Annotated in this window: 18 protein-coding genes; 3 read left to right on the top strand and 15 right to left on the bottom strand. The window is 41.2% G+C overall.

Going from position 1 to position 16,976, the window contains the following annotated elements; genetic code table 11:
* The 7 genes from V7K27_RS05285 to V7K27_RS05255 all read right to left on the bottom strand — a co-directional run.
* Positions 1-399, bottom strand: a 399-nt coding sequence (locus tag V7K27_RS05285) for a hypothetical protein (protein WP_334945004.1), incomplete at its 3' end; no start/stop codon positions are given.
* 3 nt (positions 400-402) lie between these two features.
* Positions 403-1,506 carry an ABC transporter substrate-binding protein gene (locus V7K27_RS05280; protein ID WP_334945002.1) on the bottom strand — a complete coding sequence of 368 codons (1,104 nt, stop codon included), beginning with the start codon at positions 1,504-1,506 and terminating at the stop codon, positions 403-405.
* Positions 1,507-1,619: 113 nt separating this feature from the next.
* On the bottom strand, positions 1,620-1,949 hold the full coding sequence (locus tag V7K27_RS05275) for a 4Fe-4S binding protein (RefSeq protein WP_334945000.1): 330 nt from the start codon (positions 1,947-1,949) through the stop codon (positions 1,620-1,622).
* On the bottom strand, positions 1,946-3,616 hold the full coding sequence (locus V7K27_RS05270; RefSeq protein WP_334944998.1) for an FAD-binding protein: 1,671 nt from the start codon (positions 3,614-3,616) through the stop codon (positions 1,946-1,948). The genes V7K27_RS05275 and V7K27_RS05270 overlap by 4 nt, the downstream gene beginning before the upstream one ends.
* A gap of 596 nt (positions 3,617-4,212) precedes the next feature.
* The gene (locus V7K27_RS05265; RefSeq protein ID WP_334944996.1) at positions 4,213-6,027 is read right to left on the bottom strand and encodes an iron uptake porin; all 1,815 of its coding nucleotides are present in this window, start codon (positions 6,025-6,027) and stop codon (positions 4,213-4,215) included.
* 997 nt (positions 6,028-7,024) lie between these two features.
* On the bottom strand, positions 7,025-7,270 hold the full coding sequence (locus V7K27_RS05260) for a hypothetical protein (RefSeq protein ID WP_442947591.1): 246 nt from the start codon (positions 7,268-7,270) through the stop codon (positions 7,025-7,027).
* A gap of 174 nt (positions 7,271-7,444) precedes the next feature.
* Positions 7,445-9,010, bottom strand: coding sequence for a hypothetical protein (locus tag V7K27_RS05255; protein ID WP_334944995.1), 1,566 nt, complete (start codon positions 9,008-9,010; stop codon positions 7,445-7,447).
* A 671-nt stretch (positions 9,011-9,681) separates the two neighbouring features.
* Here V7K27_RS05255 and ssuD point away from each other — a divergent pair.
* The 3 genes from ssuD to V7K27_RS05240 all read left to right on the top strand — a co-directional run bounded on the left by ssuD (position 9,682) and on the right by V7K27_RS05240 (position 12,659).
* A complete protein-coding gene (ssuD, locus tag V7K27_RS05250; protein ID WP_334944993.1) occupies positions 9,682-10,830 on the top strand; it encodes an FMNH2-dependent alkanesulfonate monooxygenase in 1,149 nt (382 codons plus the stop codon).
* 90 nt (positions 10,831-10,920) lie between these two features.
* Entirely contained in the window at positions 10,921-11,748 is an 828-nt protein-coding gene (ssuC, locus tag V7K27_RS05245; RefSeq protein ID WP_334944991.1) for an aliphatic sulfonate ABC transporter permease SsuC, read from the top strand.
* Between the two features lie 140 nt (positions 11,749-11,888).
* Positions 11,889-12,659 carry an ATP-binding cassette domain-containing protein gene (locus V7K27_RS05240; protein ID WP_334944989.1) on the top strand — a complete coding sequence of 257 codons (771 nt, stop codon included), beginning with the start codon at positions 11,889-11,891 and terminating at the stop codon, positions 12,657-12,659.
* 408 nt (positions 12,660-13,067) lie between these two features.
* Here the strand turns inward: V7K27_RS05240 and V7K27_RS05235 are convergent, their stop codons facing one another.
* The 8 genes from V7K27_RS05235 to V7K27_RS05200 form a co-directional block, all read right to left on the bottom strand.
* Positions 13,068-13,619, bottom strand: coding sequence for a Uma2 family endonuclease (locus V7K27_RS05235; RefSeq protein ID WP_334944987.1), 552 nt, complete (start codon positions 13,617-13,619; stop codon positions 13,068-13,070).
* A 219-nt stretch (positions 13,620-13,838) separates the two neighbouring features.
* Positions 13,839-14,390, bottom strand: coding sequence for a DUF6887 family protein (locus V7K27_RS05230; protein ID WP_334944985.1), 552 nt, complete (start codon positions 14,388-14,390; stop codon positions 13,839-13,841).
* Positions 14,387-14,578, bottom strand: coding sequence for a DUF6888 family protein (locus tag V7K27_RS05225; protein WP_334944983.1), 192 nt, complete (start codon positions 14,576-14,578; stop codon positions 14,387-14,389). Before V7K27_RS05225 ends, V7K27_RS05230 begins: the two co-directional genes overlap by 4 nt.
* A 217-nt stretch (positions 14,579-14,795) precedes the next feature.
* On the bottom strand, positions 14,796-15,254 hold the full coding sequence (locus V7K27_RS05220; RefSeq protein WP_334944981.1) for a cation-translocating P-type ATPase C-terminal domain-containing protein: 459 nt from the start codon (positions 15,252-15,254) through the stop codon (positions 14,796-14,798).
* The gene (locus V7K27_RS05215) at positions 15,235-15,750 is read right to left on the bottom strand and encodes a TerD family protein (protein ID WP_334944979.1); all 516 of its coding nucleotides are present in this window, start codon (positions 15,748-15,750) and stop codon (positions 15,235-15,237) included. Before V7K27_RS05215 ends, V7K27_RS05220 begins: the two co-directional genes overlap by 20 nt.
* Before the next feature lie 58 nt (positions 15,751-15,808).
* Positions 15,809-16,021: a TerD family protein gene (locus V7K27_RS05210; protein ID WP_334944977.1), complete on the bottom strand. Its 213-nt coding sequence runs from the start codon at positions 16,019-16,021 to the stop codon at positions 15,809-15,811.
* A gap of 188 nt (positions 16,022-16,209) precedes the next feature.
* Positions 16,210-16,575 (bottom strand): clan AA aspartic protease, encoded by a 366-nt coding sequence (locus V7K27_RS05205; RefSeq protein ID WP_334944975.1) that lies wholly within the window; start codon positions 16,573-16,575, stop codon positions 16,210-16,212.
* Positions 16,572-16,844, bottom strand: coding sequence for a hypothetical protein (locus tag V7K27_RS05200; protein ID WP_181932412.1), 273 nt, complete (start codon positions 16,842-16,844; stop codon positions 16,572-16,574). The genes V7K27_RS05205 and V7K27_RS05200 overlap by 4 nt, the downstream gene beginning before the upstream one ends.
* Positions 16,845-16,976 lie beyond the last annotated feature (132 nt).

Here is a 16,976-nt window from a genome sequence, read left to right as displayed (position 1 = left end):
TTTGAGCTTGGGAGTTGAGCCTTTGAGCTTGGGAGTTGAGCCTTTGAGCTTGGGAGTTGAGCCTTTGAGCTTGGGAGTTGAGCCTTTGAGCTTGGGAGTTGAGCCTTTGAGCTTGGAAGTTGAGTCTCTGAGCATGGGAGTTGAGCCTTTGAGCTTGGAAGTTGCACCTCTGAGCCTGGGAGTTGCACCTCTGAGCCTGGGAGTTGCACCTCTGAGCCTGGGAGTTGCACCTTTGAGCCTGAGAGTTGCACCTTTGAGCCTGGGAGTTGCACCTTTGAGCCTGGGAGTTGCGCTTTTGAAAGACTTGATTACAAAAATCTGTTTTTCTTGCTCAGAAAAGTTACTGATTCCCCCCTTTTCTGCTCCCTCATCCCCCACTCCCCACTCCCCACTCCCCACTCCCTATTTCTCAACCCAATCAGTTAATTTAAAGTCCGACTTTGCTAAACCCTGCGAGACTAAAAATTTCTTTGTCCCCTCTAAAAGTTTCACACCCTCAGCTGGTAATGGTTCTTCTGATATCTGTTTGAGTGGTAACGATATTTTGATAATGTCGAGAGGATATTTAGTAATTTGAGCGTGGTACTGATAATATTCTTCAGAATTAGCTTTTAAATCCTTAGCTGCTTCTGTGAGAATTGCATTAAATTTCTGGGGAAAATCAGGCTGTTTCGCCAGAAAGCTTTCAGTCGCTACAACTAATGATGTCCCTGACAAACCTTTATGATTCGCCGAAGAATCAAGCACTGGAAACCCTTGCGATTTCAGAAAAGGCCCCAGATCACTTGAAGTTGCATAAGCTGCGACATCACCACGTTCTAAAGCCGCTTTTGCCTCAGTAGTCATCAAGTGGACAACTTTTACATCCTTGGCAATTTTAGCTTCAGCTAACAGACCCAGCAGGTATCTATGCATATAAGAGCCTTTTTGGGTAGCTATTTTCTGACCTTTAAGTTCAGCGAGCGATCGCGCGCCATTCTTTTTCGCCACTAACCACGCGATTGTATTAAACTGAGTAATCCGTAGCAGTCGGGTTTCAACACCCCTAGCTCTCAGAACTATGGCTGGTGTATCGCCTAAAGAGCCAACATCTAATTTCCCTGCGACAAGCGCCTCATTTAGATCCGGCCCGTTAGGAAACCTTGCAAAAGTAACGTTTTTAAATCCCGCTTTTTGCAACTCACGCTCTAATATCCCCTTTTTCTTTGCCCAACCAAGTGGCCCTGTAGGTTCTGAACTACCTACATAACCTATTCGTAGGGTAGAAATATTGTTAGATGCAGCTACAGCGCTAGCATTACTGGCTTTATTGGCATCAATGGATTGAGCCGATTTAGTTTCACCTTGGCTACACGCTGTAGTCAGTAGCAGTAGGACACAAGCCACTGAGGTTGATAATCTTGAAGGAAGTTTATTTTTACTCATAGAACCTGTTCCTACTGCGATCGACAGCATGACTATTTTCTCCACCGGACTATATATATGCCGTGTGCGACTTTCTCTCAAACCTAACCCCCAACCCCTTCCCTACAAGGGAAGGGGAGCAAGAATCAAAGCCTCTCTCCCTGTGGGGGAGAGGTTTGGAGAGGGGTTCTAAGGATAAGTTGCACATCGCATTACTATTTCATCTGCTTGAGAATTTGGAATGTTTGATCTGTTTTTGCTGTTGATGTGCGTTTATTTCCCCAACCAACCTTTTCCCGGTAACTACCCAGTAGCCCGACTTCTACCAATTCTGCCTCGTTGACTGAAGTTTGTATATCGCTTTCTGGTGCAACATAAAGAGCATCAACTGGACAATACAATTCGCACATATAACAGGTTTGGCAGTCACTCTGTCGAGCAATGGTTGGTGGTGCATCAGGTACTCTGTCAAACACGTTGGTCGGGCAAATGTTCACGCAAATATTACATTCTATGCACCGCGACTCGCTGACCAACTCAATCACACTGCTGCTCCTATTTTAGATTTTAGATTTTGGATTTTGGATTGGGGAATTTCTGTTGTGCTATTTAGAATTTCTGTTGTGCTATTTAAAGGCTGACTTTTCACCCAAACTTGATCTAATCCGCCACTAATCAAGTAATGTTGCTGGTTAGCATCAAGTTCTGGATAATCTAAGTGTCTGTGCATACCACGAGTTTCTTTACGTTCGATGGCGCTGCTGTACATCCACCGCGCTGTGGCTACCATCGCCGCAGCTTCTCGCGCCCGGATTAGCTCTTTATCTGATGTTACCTGGCTATTGCGGAGTTCTTGCCAAAGATGATTTAACTTACCCAAAGACTCGGTTAAGCCTTGTTCTGTACGGAAATAATTCTTTTCGTAGGGGAATACTTCAGCTTGAACTGCTTGAATCACTTCATCAGTTGCTAATGTTTGAGAGCGATCGCTCCCAGTCTGTAATCCTACCTCTCCAACACCATGAACGCGGCGTTGAGTTTTCTGTTCTCCCAAACTGCGGGTATATTCAGCAGCCGATTTCCCCGACCAATAGCCAGAAGATATTGCCCAAGCCGCATTATGGCTACCACCACCAGTAAATCCGCCACAAATCAGTTCGCGTGTAGCGGCATCTCCAGCCGCATAAAGTCCCCGTACAGAACTACCACAACTCTCATCTACAATCCTAATTCCCCCCGTACCGCGCACAGTTCCTTCTAAGCGCAGAGTCACAGGGAAACGTTGAGTAAATGGATCAATGCCTGCACGGTCAAAGGGTAAAAAGAAGTTGGGCTGTGCTAAACGCATAGATGGCCGCATCGATTCCGCCGCTTTGTCTATGATGGCGTAAACTGGCTGTTGCAGTAATGTCTGGGCAATTACTGAACGTCTATGAGAACTTGCCCCCGGAATCACAGTACCATCTTCGTAGGTGAAGGTTGCCCAATTATAGAACAGGGTTTTGGTGACTGAAGAAAAGGCGGGGGAGATGCCGTAAGCATTGGAAAATTCCATACCCGACATCTCAGCACCAGCTTCTGCCGCCATTAAATAACCATCCCCTGTCAGGACGTTGCATCCTAACGCTTTACTGAGAAATGCACAGCCGCCAGTTGCGATAATTGTGGACTGCGATCGCACTAGCCATTTCTCACCAGTCTGACGGTTCACACCTGATGCACCAGCAACGGCACCATCATCATCAACCAGTAATTCTAACGCGGGGCTGTTGTCTAAAATTTTGACTCCCGCCCGTTGAATTTGTCGCCGCATCAGCCGCATATACTCGGGCCCTTGTAGCGATCGCCGATAGGGTTTACCTTCATCGTCGGTAGGAAAGGGATAACCCCACTCTGCTAACTGATTGACGTTTACATAAGTCTGATTCAGTACCCGATCCATCCAGTTGCGATCGGATAAAAACCCACCCAAAGATTCCCGACTCGCCTTTGCTGTTTCTCGTGCTTCTGGATCGGGTGGCACATACCACACACCATTACCAGATGCCGCAGCGCATCCAGTTGTGCCACAATATCCTTTGTCTACAAGGATCACTCTAGCTCCATTTGATGCAGCACTCCATGCCGCCCAAGTTCCAGCAGGCCCACCTCCAATCACAAGCACATCTGCTTCTAAGTCGAGTTCAAAATCGGTTGTTAACGTCTTCAGCATCTACAATTTCCTCCCATCGATAAAGTCTTAAGCATCAAGTCTTCACCCCATCGATGCTGCAAAATATTTACAAACCTGTTTGTCTATCTACTTGACGGCTTACTTGTTGCCTTAAATTGTGGCTCCTTAAGACAGGTTGCCACTAGATTGGCATCCATCTACTACTTTAACTTGATCGATAAACCGTAGTTTGCAACATAACAAAGCTTTTCATAGTTTTCGACAAAAAGCAAGCATTTTAACAAACAAATTCAAACATAAAGTTATGTAAATAAATTTGGTTATCTCTCCCAATGGATTTGCTTTTTAACGTGAGTTCGATAGGATTCTGAAGAAACCGCTTCCATTCCTCTCGACCCTTGCCTAACGGCAGGCTGACGCCAACGGGGAGAGGCTTAAAAACCCGATTAATTTCGTACCAAGTTGTAGATTTTTTGCCCCTTCCCTTGTAGGGAAGGGGTTGGGGTTAGGTTCGGTCGAACTGATGTCTTTTTACACGAAGTGTTCGCGGAGCGTAGCTTGCTTCTCCGTAGGAGTACGTCACACTCGCAATGACATTGTGTAATTAGTTCTGTCCAACTACTTACCGTAATTTATTAAAATCTAAAGAGAGTACGAACCCAGGCAAATAAACTATCAGGATTGCTGGAATCAGAGTTCGGTGCAGTAATCCAGATCAAACCCGGCGTAATCTCAATATTATCTCCGATTTTATATTGGTAGAATGCCTCAACGTGCAGGGAAGTATCTTTGTCCGCTTGTCCCGCACCTGCTCCCAAATCTACACTCTTACTGAGACTGATCATTTTCGGCTCCATACCAACTAAAATCCCCCCTAGAGCACCTTCCTTAAAAAGATCGGGGAATGCCACTCCTACCGCCCAATCCATGCCTTCGCCATCTCCGTGTCCCAAATAGCGGTGTGCTGCATAACTTACCCACGCATCGAGTGCCAACTTGGGACTAACTTGATAGAACGCCTGTAAACCATAAAGGTTGCCCACAGTTCCCGCTCCGGGCACGGTGCTGTTTATCAGGTTACTCCCGACTGCTGGACCGAAGTTTGTTCCACTAAAACCTATGGTATTTGGTGGGCTATAGGTATTAACGTAAGTTCCCGCCACCCGAAAATTCCGATCAGAAGAGTAGTATATTAACTGTGCTAAAGCTAAATACCTGCCTTTAAAGAAGCCATTATTAGCTGTCGGATTGTTGCCGTTTGGTGCACTGTACGCTAATCCTAATTGAACCTGTTTGCCTAATCCCTGGAGTACGGCAATTCCGGCACCGCTATCTCCATAGTTATAGACCAAAGACCGCCGTGAAAATCGTGAAATCCCATTAGCACCAGTCGCAGAAGACGATTCAAAATATGGGTTAATCGGACCAGAAAGACCTATCTCACTAGCTCCATCAGACAGGGCATAAATGTTGACTTGGGTATTTGGATAAGGTAGAAACCGATAGCGGACACCACCGAGAATAATCTGATTGCGTGCAAAAGTAATACTGGCGTTATCAGCACTTCTCCCCTCATAAGTTCCCAATAATCCAGCTCTTGTTTGTCCCAATGATTCAATATTTCCACCTCCCAGCGTTATACCTAGTGAATCTTTACCGTTAAAACTGGTGTTTAACCGTAAAGAAGTTAAACCTTGAAGTGTGGGATTGTGAGCTGCGGGTGTCTTGGTGACGACGTTATTGCCCGCCAGAACTGAGCCAAGAACAATCTGGGCTCGACCGATAAGTTTGGTTGTGGTCGAAAACTCAGTTGTTTCTAACTTCGCAGTTCGCGTTTCCAGGCTATCTACGCGTCCCCGAAGTTGAGCAAGTTCTGGAGAAAATTGTTCTTGTAACTTTTTGAGAGTATCCAAGTCTTCCCGTTTAACTAAATCTGTCGTTGAAGTCCCAATTAGCTCATTGATGCGATTTAAAGCTGCATTCAATCCAGCCGCAAATTCATAGCGCGTTAAAGGACGATTCCCTTTAAATGTGCCATCTGTATATCCTGTAATTACACCGTAGCGCTCAACTAGAGACTGTAATGCTTGAAATGCCCAATCTGTCGGCTTAACATCTGAGAGTTGTGAGACGGATGTTGCTTGTCCGGCAGCATTATTTGGAGCTTTTTTATTAGTTGGCGGTGCAACTTCCAACAATTGCGATACAGGTGTCACTTGCCCTGTTACATTATTTGTAGCCTTTTTATCACTTAACGGTGCAATTGAAGTGTCTACTGTTTGATTGGTAACTGCTTCTGGAGCTTTTTTCACTTCTATTTGGACAGTAGATGCATCAGATTTAGGCAGTTCAGCTTTACTTTGTGCCGGATAAAAAACCAGGATGATTAGAATATCTAGCAACGAAAGCAGGAACATTAGGCATCTATAATTCCAGCGAAAATTCGACATGACTCCTCAACTCCTCAACCTTAATGATGAATAATCTAGCTCTAAGTTGGACAGATAAACCAGCAGAAATACTTGATGCAATGTTGCTGCTAAACCATTAGAGAATAACCTTCGTAAAGGTTTCACTATGGAGAAAATTAGTAATCTCCTATAGATATCGAAACCAGTATTAAGCAGCTGAATTTTGAATCCAAAAGTCGCACTAAAACCCCCTTTGAAATCCTGTTTTTATTGGTTATAGTGTACAAAGTTAATCAATGGTTACTGACATTGACTAAAGCTTGATTTGGATTCAATTTATTATCGAACAGCAATATTGACGCCAGTCGTCAGAATTCATGTTAGGTATTCTGTACGAAAAAGCGGATGAATAACCGGCGTTTTTGCACCCCCACCAAATCTACGATTTGGTGGTCAACTTTCGTAGTGGCGGGTCCCAATCCCCGACTGACTGATTCTGAATTCAGAATTCAGAATTCTGGATTCTGGATTCTGGATTCTGGATTCTTCTTCAATTGCCAATTAACATTAGCTGAAAACACTAATTTGCAATCAGCTATATTTTGACAGCATCAATTGTCAGTTAAATACGATAAAACGATAGAATTACCGTACTTTGTGTAGAATTATCTTTGCATAGAGCTTGCTACAATGCAAGACCCAGTATTTCTTCATAAGGTGAAAATATGTCAAAATAATTGGGTAAGTCAGCTGAGCAACTGCGATCGCCGCAGATAATCAGACTTGCGGCGAACATCCACAGCAAGTAGCACACAAGTAGCACAAAAGATTGCCCAAGTCCGAAAATTAGGGGCTGAACGATGCACAACAGTGCGTTTTGGGATTTGCTTGTATGTAATTAATTTGCGATCAACCGAATCTACGGTTTGGGATACTTGTGGATGAAGATGAGGATGAGGATGCGATCGCTAATGTTCTAAATTATCTAGTTTGTCAGAATTGTTCGTTGAGTTGGGGGATTTGGAATATAAACCACCTACCTCAGCCAAAGTATAGAGAGGTCTAGAGGTCTAGCTTTAACTTCTTCGTAGATGCGCCCGATATATTCGCCTAAGATGCCAACACTGACTAACTGGACAGATCCGAGAAAGAAAATTGCCATCAAAATAATCGTAAACCCGGTTAAAGGCGAATGGGGGACAAAAAGACGCCAATACAAGACTAATAAAGCCATGAAGATGTCCGCCGCCGCTACTAAGCCTAAGTAGATTGACCAAGCCATAGGGCATAATCGGTACTAGTCGAATGGCAAACATATAAAAAAGCCCCTTCGACAAGCTCAGGGTAACACCTGCCGAAGTGTGGGCGAAAAAAATTAAAATATTCTCGCCTTAAAACTCTATCCCTTTATGGGTAGAGTTTTCTGAATTCTGAATTCTGAATTCTGACTCCTGTTTTATAATTTTAACGTCTCAAACTTATTAGTCAAGGTAGATGGTTCAATATCAATCTTCCTAGCATTTTCATCTAAGATATTTAATACAAGATAACCTTGGGTATATTCCTTTTTTTCCAATAACAATCTCTTTACTTCATTTATTTTGGATTTCCAGCCTTGGTAATAACATATAAATTTATTTTTTTTATTCTCTACAACTATTAAACTTATGTATATAGGTTTAGGTTTAAAAGCAGATTTTTCTTGATCTTTGATATCCTCGTCTGTAAGAATATTTGTTGTTTCATACTTCACCTTTGTATCTTTTGACATAAGTTGCATTTGAACCACTGCCGGAATCGTATCGCCAACTACGAAAATTGGCTTATTTTTCGGCTCTAATTGTTGTAATTTGTTACCTAGTTCTCTCACTGTGTAAGAGTATTTCTTTGACATTGGCACAGAATAGGAAAACTTATAGCTTATGGAAAGAGAAACTATTAAAATTACGGCGACTGTTACTCCTATGTTTCTATTATTTTTTACCAAGGATTTTACTGCAAAAATATCTACTAAGAAGATTGCAATGCTAATTGCTACAATAGGAGATAAATAGATAAAATGACGCGCTGGTTGAGGATTTGGTAGCCAAAATATATAATTTAATAAGACTGTTGGTAAGATAAAAAAGAGATATGAATAATTACGTTTATACAATAAATAAATGCAGGATATTAAAAATATCAAACAAAGTAAATGATTCAAGCTCGAAATAAAAAGTTGGTTCCCATGCAAAAAATTATCAATATCAATGTATCTAGCAGGATTATTCCATAATAAAAGTTGATCAAATATTCCATTACTCTTTTCATCAATGTATGGAAGTTGAGATTGCATCACTTTAAAAATAATTAATGAAAAAAAGCTATATAAAATCGAAGTAGAAACAATCTTTTTCAAAGGAAAATTTTCGAGAAGAAGACAGGCAGGAATCAGAGGAAACATTAGTATTGCATCGAGCCTGAACATTAAACACAAAGCAAAAGCAGCAATAATTAGTACATCCAATAAAATTAATCTATTCCATCCTAATCTCAATGAGCTTATGAAAGAACGATAACCAATCAAGGCTAATCCTATGAACATGAATAATATAGCTTCAGTCATGGGATGTGCATATTGGCTTGTTGCTCTCCAAACTGGGAGCAACACTAGTAGTATGTTTGCTAATAAGGCTATAGCTGTTCCCCAATACCTCCTAACTAAAAAGAAGAAAGGTATAACCATACAAATAGCACTCAAGGCATTTATATAGTTCATAAAAGGAATCATCAAGGCCAAATTTGTTTTAAAAATTGGCGTAAAAAAATCTAATAGTACAAAGTATGCAAAAGAGATAGAACGACCATAAAGCATACTGCTTCCTAATGGTTTATTAGATGTGATCGAGTCAATAAGACCCATTGCCATTCGGAAGCTATCTCTCTCTCCTAATGTATCTTTGTATACAATAGACAAGTAAAATATGCTAGCTAACCCTAATAAAGTTATAATTAATACAATTGTATGATTTTGTTGTTTCATAACTCTTCAGTAGCAAAACTCAGTGTAACTCTACCATAGAGAGTTAAATTTGAAAATATTTTTAAGTAAAAATTGAGTTATATCAATTAGGTAGGTAGGCACAAATTAACCTAACTATGTAACAAGCTTTCTCTGGATCTCATAGATGATCACATAAAGCTACAATTGTGCCGCGATGCGTAAGCACAAGGCACAAAAAGTCCAAGTTTTCAGAGCAAATAAATTTATTTATGGGGATTTGAATGCAAGAATTTTGAATTTTGAATTCCCCGTTCGCGTAGCGTCTCCAAGAGTTGGGTTGACGTTGTATAGACCAATAGATATAGCCAGATTTTTCCTTTAACCATTCGCGTCTAGATATAAGCCTTGTATCCCAACTCTCTGCTAAGTCATAGATTTCTCGCTAACGATAACGTTTATTCCAGCACAGTCGTTGTGGAGGTCATCCTACAACAATGACAAAATTTGTATTCTTCACGACAGCCATTCTTGCAGCAAAAGTGTCATGATTAATACGGTGGTCTGCGATCAAGTCAATTTTGGGGCCAGTTATTCTTTATGAATCGTTAATCAATACTCCTTTTTTAAATAATTTCCTGTAAAATGCTGATTACAATCTACGGTAATTGTGTCTAATTACCGTAGATTTAAGCCCTCATACCCTGACAAACATGGAAATTCTCTGGTTTCTTCCGACTGGATCTCATGACGGACGCTATTTAGGCACAGATATTGGCTCTCGTGTTATCACACCTGATTATTTGCAGCAAATCGCCCAAGCTGTAGATAATTTGGGCTACACAGGGGCATTGTTACCCACAGGGAGTTCTTGTGAAGATGCTTGGATCACCGCCGCCGCTTTGATCTCTGTCACCAAGCAGATGAAATTTCTTGTGGCAATTCGTCCAGGGATTACTTCTCCAGGTGCTGCCGCACGGATGGCAGCAACATTTGACCGAATTTCTAAAGGAAGATTGTTGATTAATGTGGTGACAGGTGGCGATCCGGTGCAACTCGCTGGGGATGGTTTGCATCTTAGTCATGACGATCGCTACGATTTAACCGATGAATTTCTCACAGTTTGGCGGGGTATCGTCAGTGGGGAAACAGTCGATTTTAAAGGAAACTACCTCGATATCAAAGGCGGTAAGCTCTTATTTCCACCAGTTCAAAAACCCTATCCACCCTTGTGGTTTGGTGGTTCATCTGCTGCTGCCAAGCGAGTTGCTGCCAAACACATTGATGTTTACCTGACTTGGGGCGAACCACCACAGCAAGTAGCCGAAAAGATTGCTGAAGTTCGGCAACTGGCGGCCCAACAAGGTAGAACAGTACGTTTTGGGATTCGTTTGCATGTAATTGTGCGAGAAACTGAATCTGCTGCTTGGGATGCTGCCAATGAGCTAATTAAGTATGTGGATGAGGATGCGATCGCCAAAGCTCAGAAAGGCTTGGCTAGTTCTGATTCTGAAGGGCAGCGCCGCATGAGTCAACTACATAGTGGTAGTCGAAAAACCTTAGAGATTAGCCCCAACCTGTGGACAGGAATTGGATTGGTGCGGGGTGGTGCTGGTACGGCCCTAGTTGGAGATCCCGACACCGTTGCCGCTAGGATGCTGGAATATCGCAATTTAGGCATAGAAACTTTCGTTTTCTCTGGATATCCCCATTTAGAAGAAGCGTATCGCACTGCTGAATTATTATTTCCGCGTCTACCTTTCCAGAGCGAACCTGCACCTTTAACGCCACCAATCTTGAGTACTGTTAGCGAAATCGTCACCAATGAAAAATTTGCTAAACAACTAACGAGTGCTTCATGACCGAAACAGACTCATGATACAGAGCAAGTAAATTTCTTTATGGGGATTGTCAATTTTGAATTTTGAATTTTGAATTCGGAGGGAAGCGACGTGACTATTACCTTTAAACCCACTAAAAGCAACAATAATATATCCCTAAGAGAGGTGTTAGAAAACCCGCAAATCCAGAAAATAGTTCCCTGGATTGTCCCCGTTTCAGTGCTAATACTTTGGGAACTTGCTTCCAGAACTGGTTTACTTTCAACCAGAATTTTACCAGCCCCTAGTGGCGTAATTGCTACAGCGATTAAACTAGGATCAACTGGAGAATTGTTTCAAAATATCGGAATTAGTGCTGGGCGAGCGATATCTGGTTTTATAATTGGTGGTAGCATTGGGTTCGGCTTGGGATTGCTCAATGGTTTTTCCCCTGTAGCCGAAAAGTTATTAGATAGTTCCCTGCAAATGCTCCGCACTATCCCTAATTTGGCATTAATTCCGCTAGTGATTCTCTGGTTTGGAATTGGCGATCAAGCTAGATTATTTCTAGTATCTATGGGGGTATTTTTCCCGTTATATCTCAATACATTTCATGGCATCCGCAGTGTTGACCCTGGACTGATTGAGATGGGAAAAGTCTATGGATTGAAAACACCACAACTTCTGTGGCAAATTATTTTTCCAGGAGCCTTGTCTTCGATTCTCGTTGGTGTCCGTTTTTCCTTGGGGATTATGTGGCTGACATTAATTGTGGCAGAAACGATCGCGGCAGATTCAGGGCTTGGTTATATGGCAATGAATGCCCGTGAGTTTATGCAAACTGATGTTGTGGTCTTGAGTATTCTGATCTATGCACTGCTCGGTAAATTAGCAGATGCTGTTGCCAAAGGATTAGAAACAAAATTCTTGGCTTGGAACCCCAATTATCAAAAGTCATAAATGCCAAAATTACCAAAGTCGAAAGTTGAAAAGTTTTGATTTTAACTTTTGACTTCTATTCATTTTGAGTGTGATTTGCTTTCTTCAACGTCTGATCAAATAATTAAATCCCGATTGTGCTAAAAAAGGAGGTTTTGCAAGTGAGTTCAAATGTACAAGGTACACAACTAAGTATTTTGGATTTGACGAAGACTTTTGGTAAGAAAACTGTTTTAAACTCGCTGAATTTAGAAGTTGAAGCAGGTGAGTTTGTCGCTATTGTCGGACGTAGTGGTTGCGGTAAGAGTACCCTATTGCGTCTTGTGTCAGGATTAGATAAAGCAACTTCAGGCGGAATACTACTGAATGGAGAACCCCTGCGTAGACTCAGCCGTTCCGTAACAGTGATGTTTCAAGACCCCCGCTTGCTGCCGTGGAAGCGCGTTGTTGAGAATGTGGGGTTAGGCTTGGAAGGTAATTGGCGTGAAAAAGCTTTGTGGGCACTTGATAAAGTTGGACTCAAAGATCGGGCTGATGAGTGGCCCTATGTCTTATCTGGTGGACAACGGCAACGGGTATCATTGGCAAGAGCGTTAGTCAGTCAGCCCCGTTTGTTGTTGCTAGATGAACCTTTGGGAGCATTGGATGCTCTAACTCGCCAAGAGATGCAGGGTTTGATTGAGAACTTGTGGCAAGAGCGAAGATTTACTGCGTTTTTGGTTACTCATGATGTGGAAGAGGCTGTGGCGTTGGCAGACCGAGTGATAGTGATTGAAAAAGGACAGATTTCACTGGATTTGCCTGTGAGACTTTCACGCCCACGAGATAGAAGTAGTGAAGTGTTTGTCAATATCAGAGAATCAGTTCTCCAACGAGTAATGAGCAATGAAGCTACTGTGCCAAATAACCAAGTGTTGCAGTTGAGTAGTTGAGATTTAGCTTTCGTTAATTGATTAATGCTTGAGGTAGCTGCGGTAAATAGGCTACTTCGAGACTCAATATTATTAATATAAGAATCCTATCTGATTTGTGAAAAATGATTTTTTATTTACATATAGCAGATTTGAACTTCTCTACGAGAGGCTACGTCAACGTGAAGTATAGAAATAGCCCAACCGCCCTTACCTAATAGATAAAAAAGGCTGTAAATTACCGAAGAAGACTTCAGAATTCAGGAGCCAGAATCCAGAATGGATTCTGTGTGACTGGATGGAGAATCGAGGTTTAGAGCAAGCGATTTTAAACGCGGGTGATATTAAATTCTTTCCGTGACCGTTACCCCTGACTTCAGGTATGGGGTATTCTGAATTCTGAATTCTGTCTTCTGACTCCTTCTCATTTTAGCTGTTAATAATTTGTTCCACCACAACAGAAACATCAGGAAATGCAAGCGGTTGAATTGTTCCCCTAGTTAATGTCAGTTTTGTCGCGTAATCTCCATCTAAGATTTCTTGAAACACCACTAGGTGTAACTTTTTTAAATTAACAACCCAATATTCTAAAATACCTGCTTGTGCATAGATTTTGCTTTTTGTCTCTAAATCTTTTTCTAAACTAGAGTTAGCGTACTCAATCAACCAGAAAATATTTTCTGGATAGGGATGATGCTCTCGATACTCGCGTCCTAAAGGTTGGACAATGGCAATATCTGGTTCAGGTTCCGAGTCGTTGGGTAGAGTAATTGGTTTAGCATGACGAATTTTGGCGCGTCCAGCCAATAACTTTGCTAGATACTCACCAGCTTCACCACTACTATAAGCATGGGGTTCCCCTTCTGGCGACATTTCGACAATTTCTCCATTGAGTAGTTCAACTTTGCGATCACTCAAAATGCCGGCGTCAATCATGCGGTGATATTCGTCAATCGTCCACTTAGCAACTATCACAGTCATGACGATTGATTCCTCCCAACGATTCTTTATATTCTCCCATTTTAAAGGCACTTCAGGTCTGATTCAGAATCAGTCGATGGATTAAAGATACAAAAAGTTTTTCCTTAAGAATACTAAAATGGCTCTAATCTTGAACAAAAGGAGAATCACCGCACAAAATACAGAGATGTTGAGAGTAAAAAATATCTCAGTGAGATTAGAACTGAGTACAGCGAAGTTTTAAGTAGCCTCTGTTGAGAAAATAAAAACCTCTGCTGGTTGAGTCGGCCAAACAAATAGGTTTTGCTTTGCAATATCCAGGTCAATAGCAACGGCTTCTATTTGTTTTATAGAGTTATCTTGACCTCTATATTTGAGCAACGTAGTAAATTGACCAATTTCTAGACTTGGTTCACTGATGCGTATTTGCACTGGCGGGTTAATTTGAATTGGTTCCCAGATTCCAGTTGCTCGATCAATTTCTATTCCAGTAAGATGATGCTTGATAACAAATTTATTATCTAAATGATTCCACCATTCAGAAATTATCTGAGCTTCTTTAGTATATTTTGGTGTATTATTGCAGTACCAACGAATAGCATTGGAACTATATTTAATTGCTTCTTTAACTTTGTCTTCCCAATTCTGATCATTCAAGTCTATGCTGATCATTTGCCCTTCAGATTTTGAGCGATCAACATACACATAGAAAGCGGCAACATCTTCCCGGTGAGTCAGAACATAGCGACGTAGTTGATTGAGATTCATCGCTTCATACTTAGCTACTGTCATGGTTCATACTCTCCAGTTGGTTTAATCTCAAAGTCCAGATTTTCGCCAGCAAGTACGTATAAGTTTCCAGTACGTTCATCTACCCTAACAAGTTCGATGTTTGTGTATGGCCATCCAGGGTAAATGACATTAGTAAGTCGATAACAAAGCCTGTAGAGTCCCTGAGTTTGTTCGTTTGTGGGCTTCATATCGACTTTACTTGATTTACCTACTGATTATATCGGCAAATGATATCTGAAATCACCTGCGAAAGGCGATCGCCTTAGTGGTACATCTTAAAATACTCTACCGTTTTCTAATTTCTATTTGAGATTTAATCCCAAGTTCTAAATTTTACTCGACCCGTTGGAATTGAAATTACTGATACTGTTTTTGACATCGCTTTACCAACCATCTGTCAAGTAGTTAATAGGATTGTCGCAGATGATTTTTCAATTTCAACCGCATTATGAAGCGCCATAGCTCACCAATAAAAAGCACTGTCGATGTTCCAACAATTACACTTATCCAATCCACGAAAGACAAAGGTACTGTTCTAAAAATGCTACCACCAAACTGAATAATTAATATCTGTCCGATAAAAATGGTGATAGCGATCGCTATAAATCCTTTATTCTTAGACAAGCCTTTCAAGGCAGACTGCTTTAACCCCAAGCATCGAGCATTGAACAAATTCCAGAACTGTAACATTACGAACACGCCGAAGAACACGGAAAGCTCATAAGGAGTGATTTCCCCATCCCGACGGATGTAGCGTAAGAAACCAATCAGAAAAATCAAAAATGCTAACCCAACAGTAAAAATATTCTGTGCCATCGCTTTGGTGACAATAAAGGCTTGCGGGTTACGAGGAGAGTGCTGCATGACGCTCAAATGAGGCCATAATTAATGCAGTTTCGATTGAGTAATCCTCCACTAGGTCATACCGGACTACTTCTTGATTGCTGTGAGCATTAACGACGCGCACAAAAGCATTTTGAACTTGACCAAAATTTTGCTTCCGTTCTGCGGCTTCATGAATGGTTACAGTAATAAAAATTTTATGAACCTCAGCAGGAACCTTTTGCAGATTAATTTTGATGACTTCATCATCACCATCGCCTGCGCCTGTTAGATTATCTCCTGTGTGTTGAACTGAGTTATTTGGATCTGGGCTGAGAAGATTGTTGTAGAAAATGAAGTGGTTATCTGAAATTAGTTTATCGTTACTCCCGACTATGAAAGCTGATGCATCTAAATCAAAAGCGAAACCAGTGTCCATTGCTTTGACATCCCATCCAAGACCAACAAATACCTCTGTTAGTCCTGGTGCAACTTTATCAAGTGATATACGTTGTCCTTTTGTAAGTGTAACTGCCATGATTTGGTAGACTCCTTAAATTTTTTACTAGTATCAGTTATGTCTCTGCAATAGTTGCCTATTTGTAGCGTTCGAGAAGTGCTTGTAAGCCACCTTCATAACCTGAACCTACAGCGTTGAGACGCCATTCATTGTCTTTGAAATAAAGTTCAGCCATAATCATGGATGTTTCTGTGGAGTAGTCTTCCACAAGGTCGTAGCGAACAACTTCTTCATTAGTTTGAGAATTAACAACTCGCACAAACGCATTTTGCACCTGACCTTTCTTCACTGGAAAGACTTTTAATTGCTTGAACTACATCACTGAAGGTCATAACTTAGAACACCTTTTAGTGCTTATCGGATCAATCTAACATGGTAACGATAAAGCTAAAATTTTAAATCCTATTCAAATCCTTGGGGTAATAATTCTCATTGCTATATTGCTATTGATAGAAAGTCGATATATACAGAAAGCAACTACAATTCATCAATTGTTACTAAACCGCCCTCGATAAACTGTATGACAAGTTCATGATCATCAAGTAAAGCAGTTCCTAATAGAGGTAGCCGTCCTGTAGCAAGTACATTCACTTCCCGTTCTTCTCCATTCCAAATAATGGTGGCTTGATGTATTGGCAAGATTACATTACTATTGTTAGCTAAATTTGCATACATATCATACACAAAAGGAAAACCCAATAGAGTAACTGCTGTTGGAGGCAGAGAAAGAAACTCTGTAAAACCTGTATCGATAACAAATTCAATAGTAAAGTCTGGTTGATTGGGCAGTCGAAATATGATATCAACGGTTGCGCGTCCGTTCTTGACAATACCAGAAATCACCGATAATCACGCTCCATGTCACCACTGAAGGAAACAGCAACTTTGTAACCAATGCGAATACCAAAAAGTCGAGCTAATGGGTTTTTATTACGTAAATATCGTGCCGATTCTAAGCCTGTTTTATCAATTGCGTATTCACCTGTTTCTATATCAATGATCACCATTTTACCGATGTTTTCTTCTCGTTCCACTTGTTGACGAATGCTATTTTCATATAATTCTTTTGCACGTCGTCCAACTTCTTCGCGGCTTAAAAGTATGCTTTGCACGTCGTTACTCCTTTGTTCATGTTGTATATTAATTCTACTACCAAGCTATAATACAAGGCGGTTTAGTGAACGATATACTAACGCAGACCGAAAAAAACGGTAGAGTATTTATTGCTCTACCGTTTTCTAATT

Source organism: Nostoc sp. (assembly GCF_036919575.1).
Classification (GTDB): Bacteria; Cyanobacteriota; Cyanobacteriia; order Cyanobacteriales; family Nostocaceae; genus Nostoc.
This window is presented reverse-complemented; position numbering and strand designations above follow the sequence as displayed.

What these genes read in the sequence shown, in the direction of transcription:
- V7K27_RS05220 (WP_334944981.1), bottom strand. Translation starts at nt 15,254, where the DNA reads ATGCAGCACTCTCCTCGTAACCCGCAAGCCTTTATTGTCACCAAAGCG.
- V7K27_RS05270 (WP_334944998.1), bottom strand. Translation starts at nt 3,616, where the DNA reads ATGCTGAAGACGTTAACAACCGATTTTGAACTCGACTTAGAAGCAGAT.
- V7K27_RS05230 (WP_334944985.1), bottom strand. Translation starts at nt 14,390, where the DNA reads ATGACAGTAGCTAAGTATGAAGCGATGAATCTCAATCAACTACGTCGC.
- V7K27_RS05260 (WP_442947591.1), bottom strand. Translation starts at nt 7,270, where the DNA reads ATGGCTTGGTCAATCTACTTAGGCTTAGTAGCGGCGGCGGACATCTTC.
- V7K27_RS05225 (WP_334944983.1), bottom strand. Translation starts at nt 14,578, where the DNA reads ATGAAGCCCACAAACGAACAAACTCAGGGACTCTACAGGCTTTGTTAT.
- ssuD (WP_334944993.1), top strand. Translation starts at nt 9,682, where the DNA reads ATGGAAATTCTCTGGTTTCTTCCGACTGGATCTCATGACGGACGCTAT.
- V7K27_RS05265 (WP_334944996.1), bottom strand. Translation starts at nt 6,027, where the DNA reads ATGTCGAATTTTCGCTGGAATTATAGATGCCTAATGTTCCTGCTTTCG.
- V7K27_RS05215 (WP_334944979.1), bottom strand. Translation starts at nt 15,750, where the DNA reads ATGGCAGTTACACTTACAAAAGGACAACGTATATCACTTGATAAAGTT.
- V7K27_RS05235 (WP_334944987.1), bottom strand. Translation starts at nt 13,619, where the DNA reads ATGACTGTGATAGTTGCTAAGTGGACGATTGACGAATATCACCGCATG.
- V7K27_RS05255 (WP_334944995.1), bottom strand. Translation starts at nt 9,010, where the DNA reads ATGAAACAACAAAATCATACAATTGTATTAATTATAACTTTATTAGGG.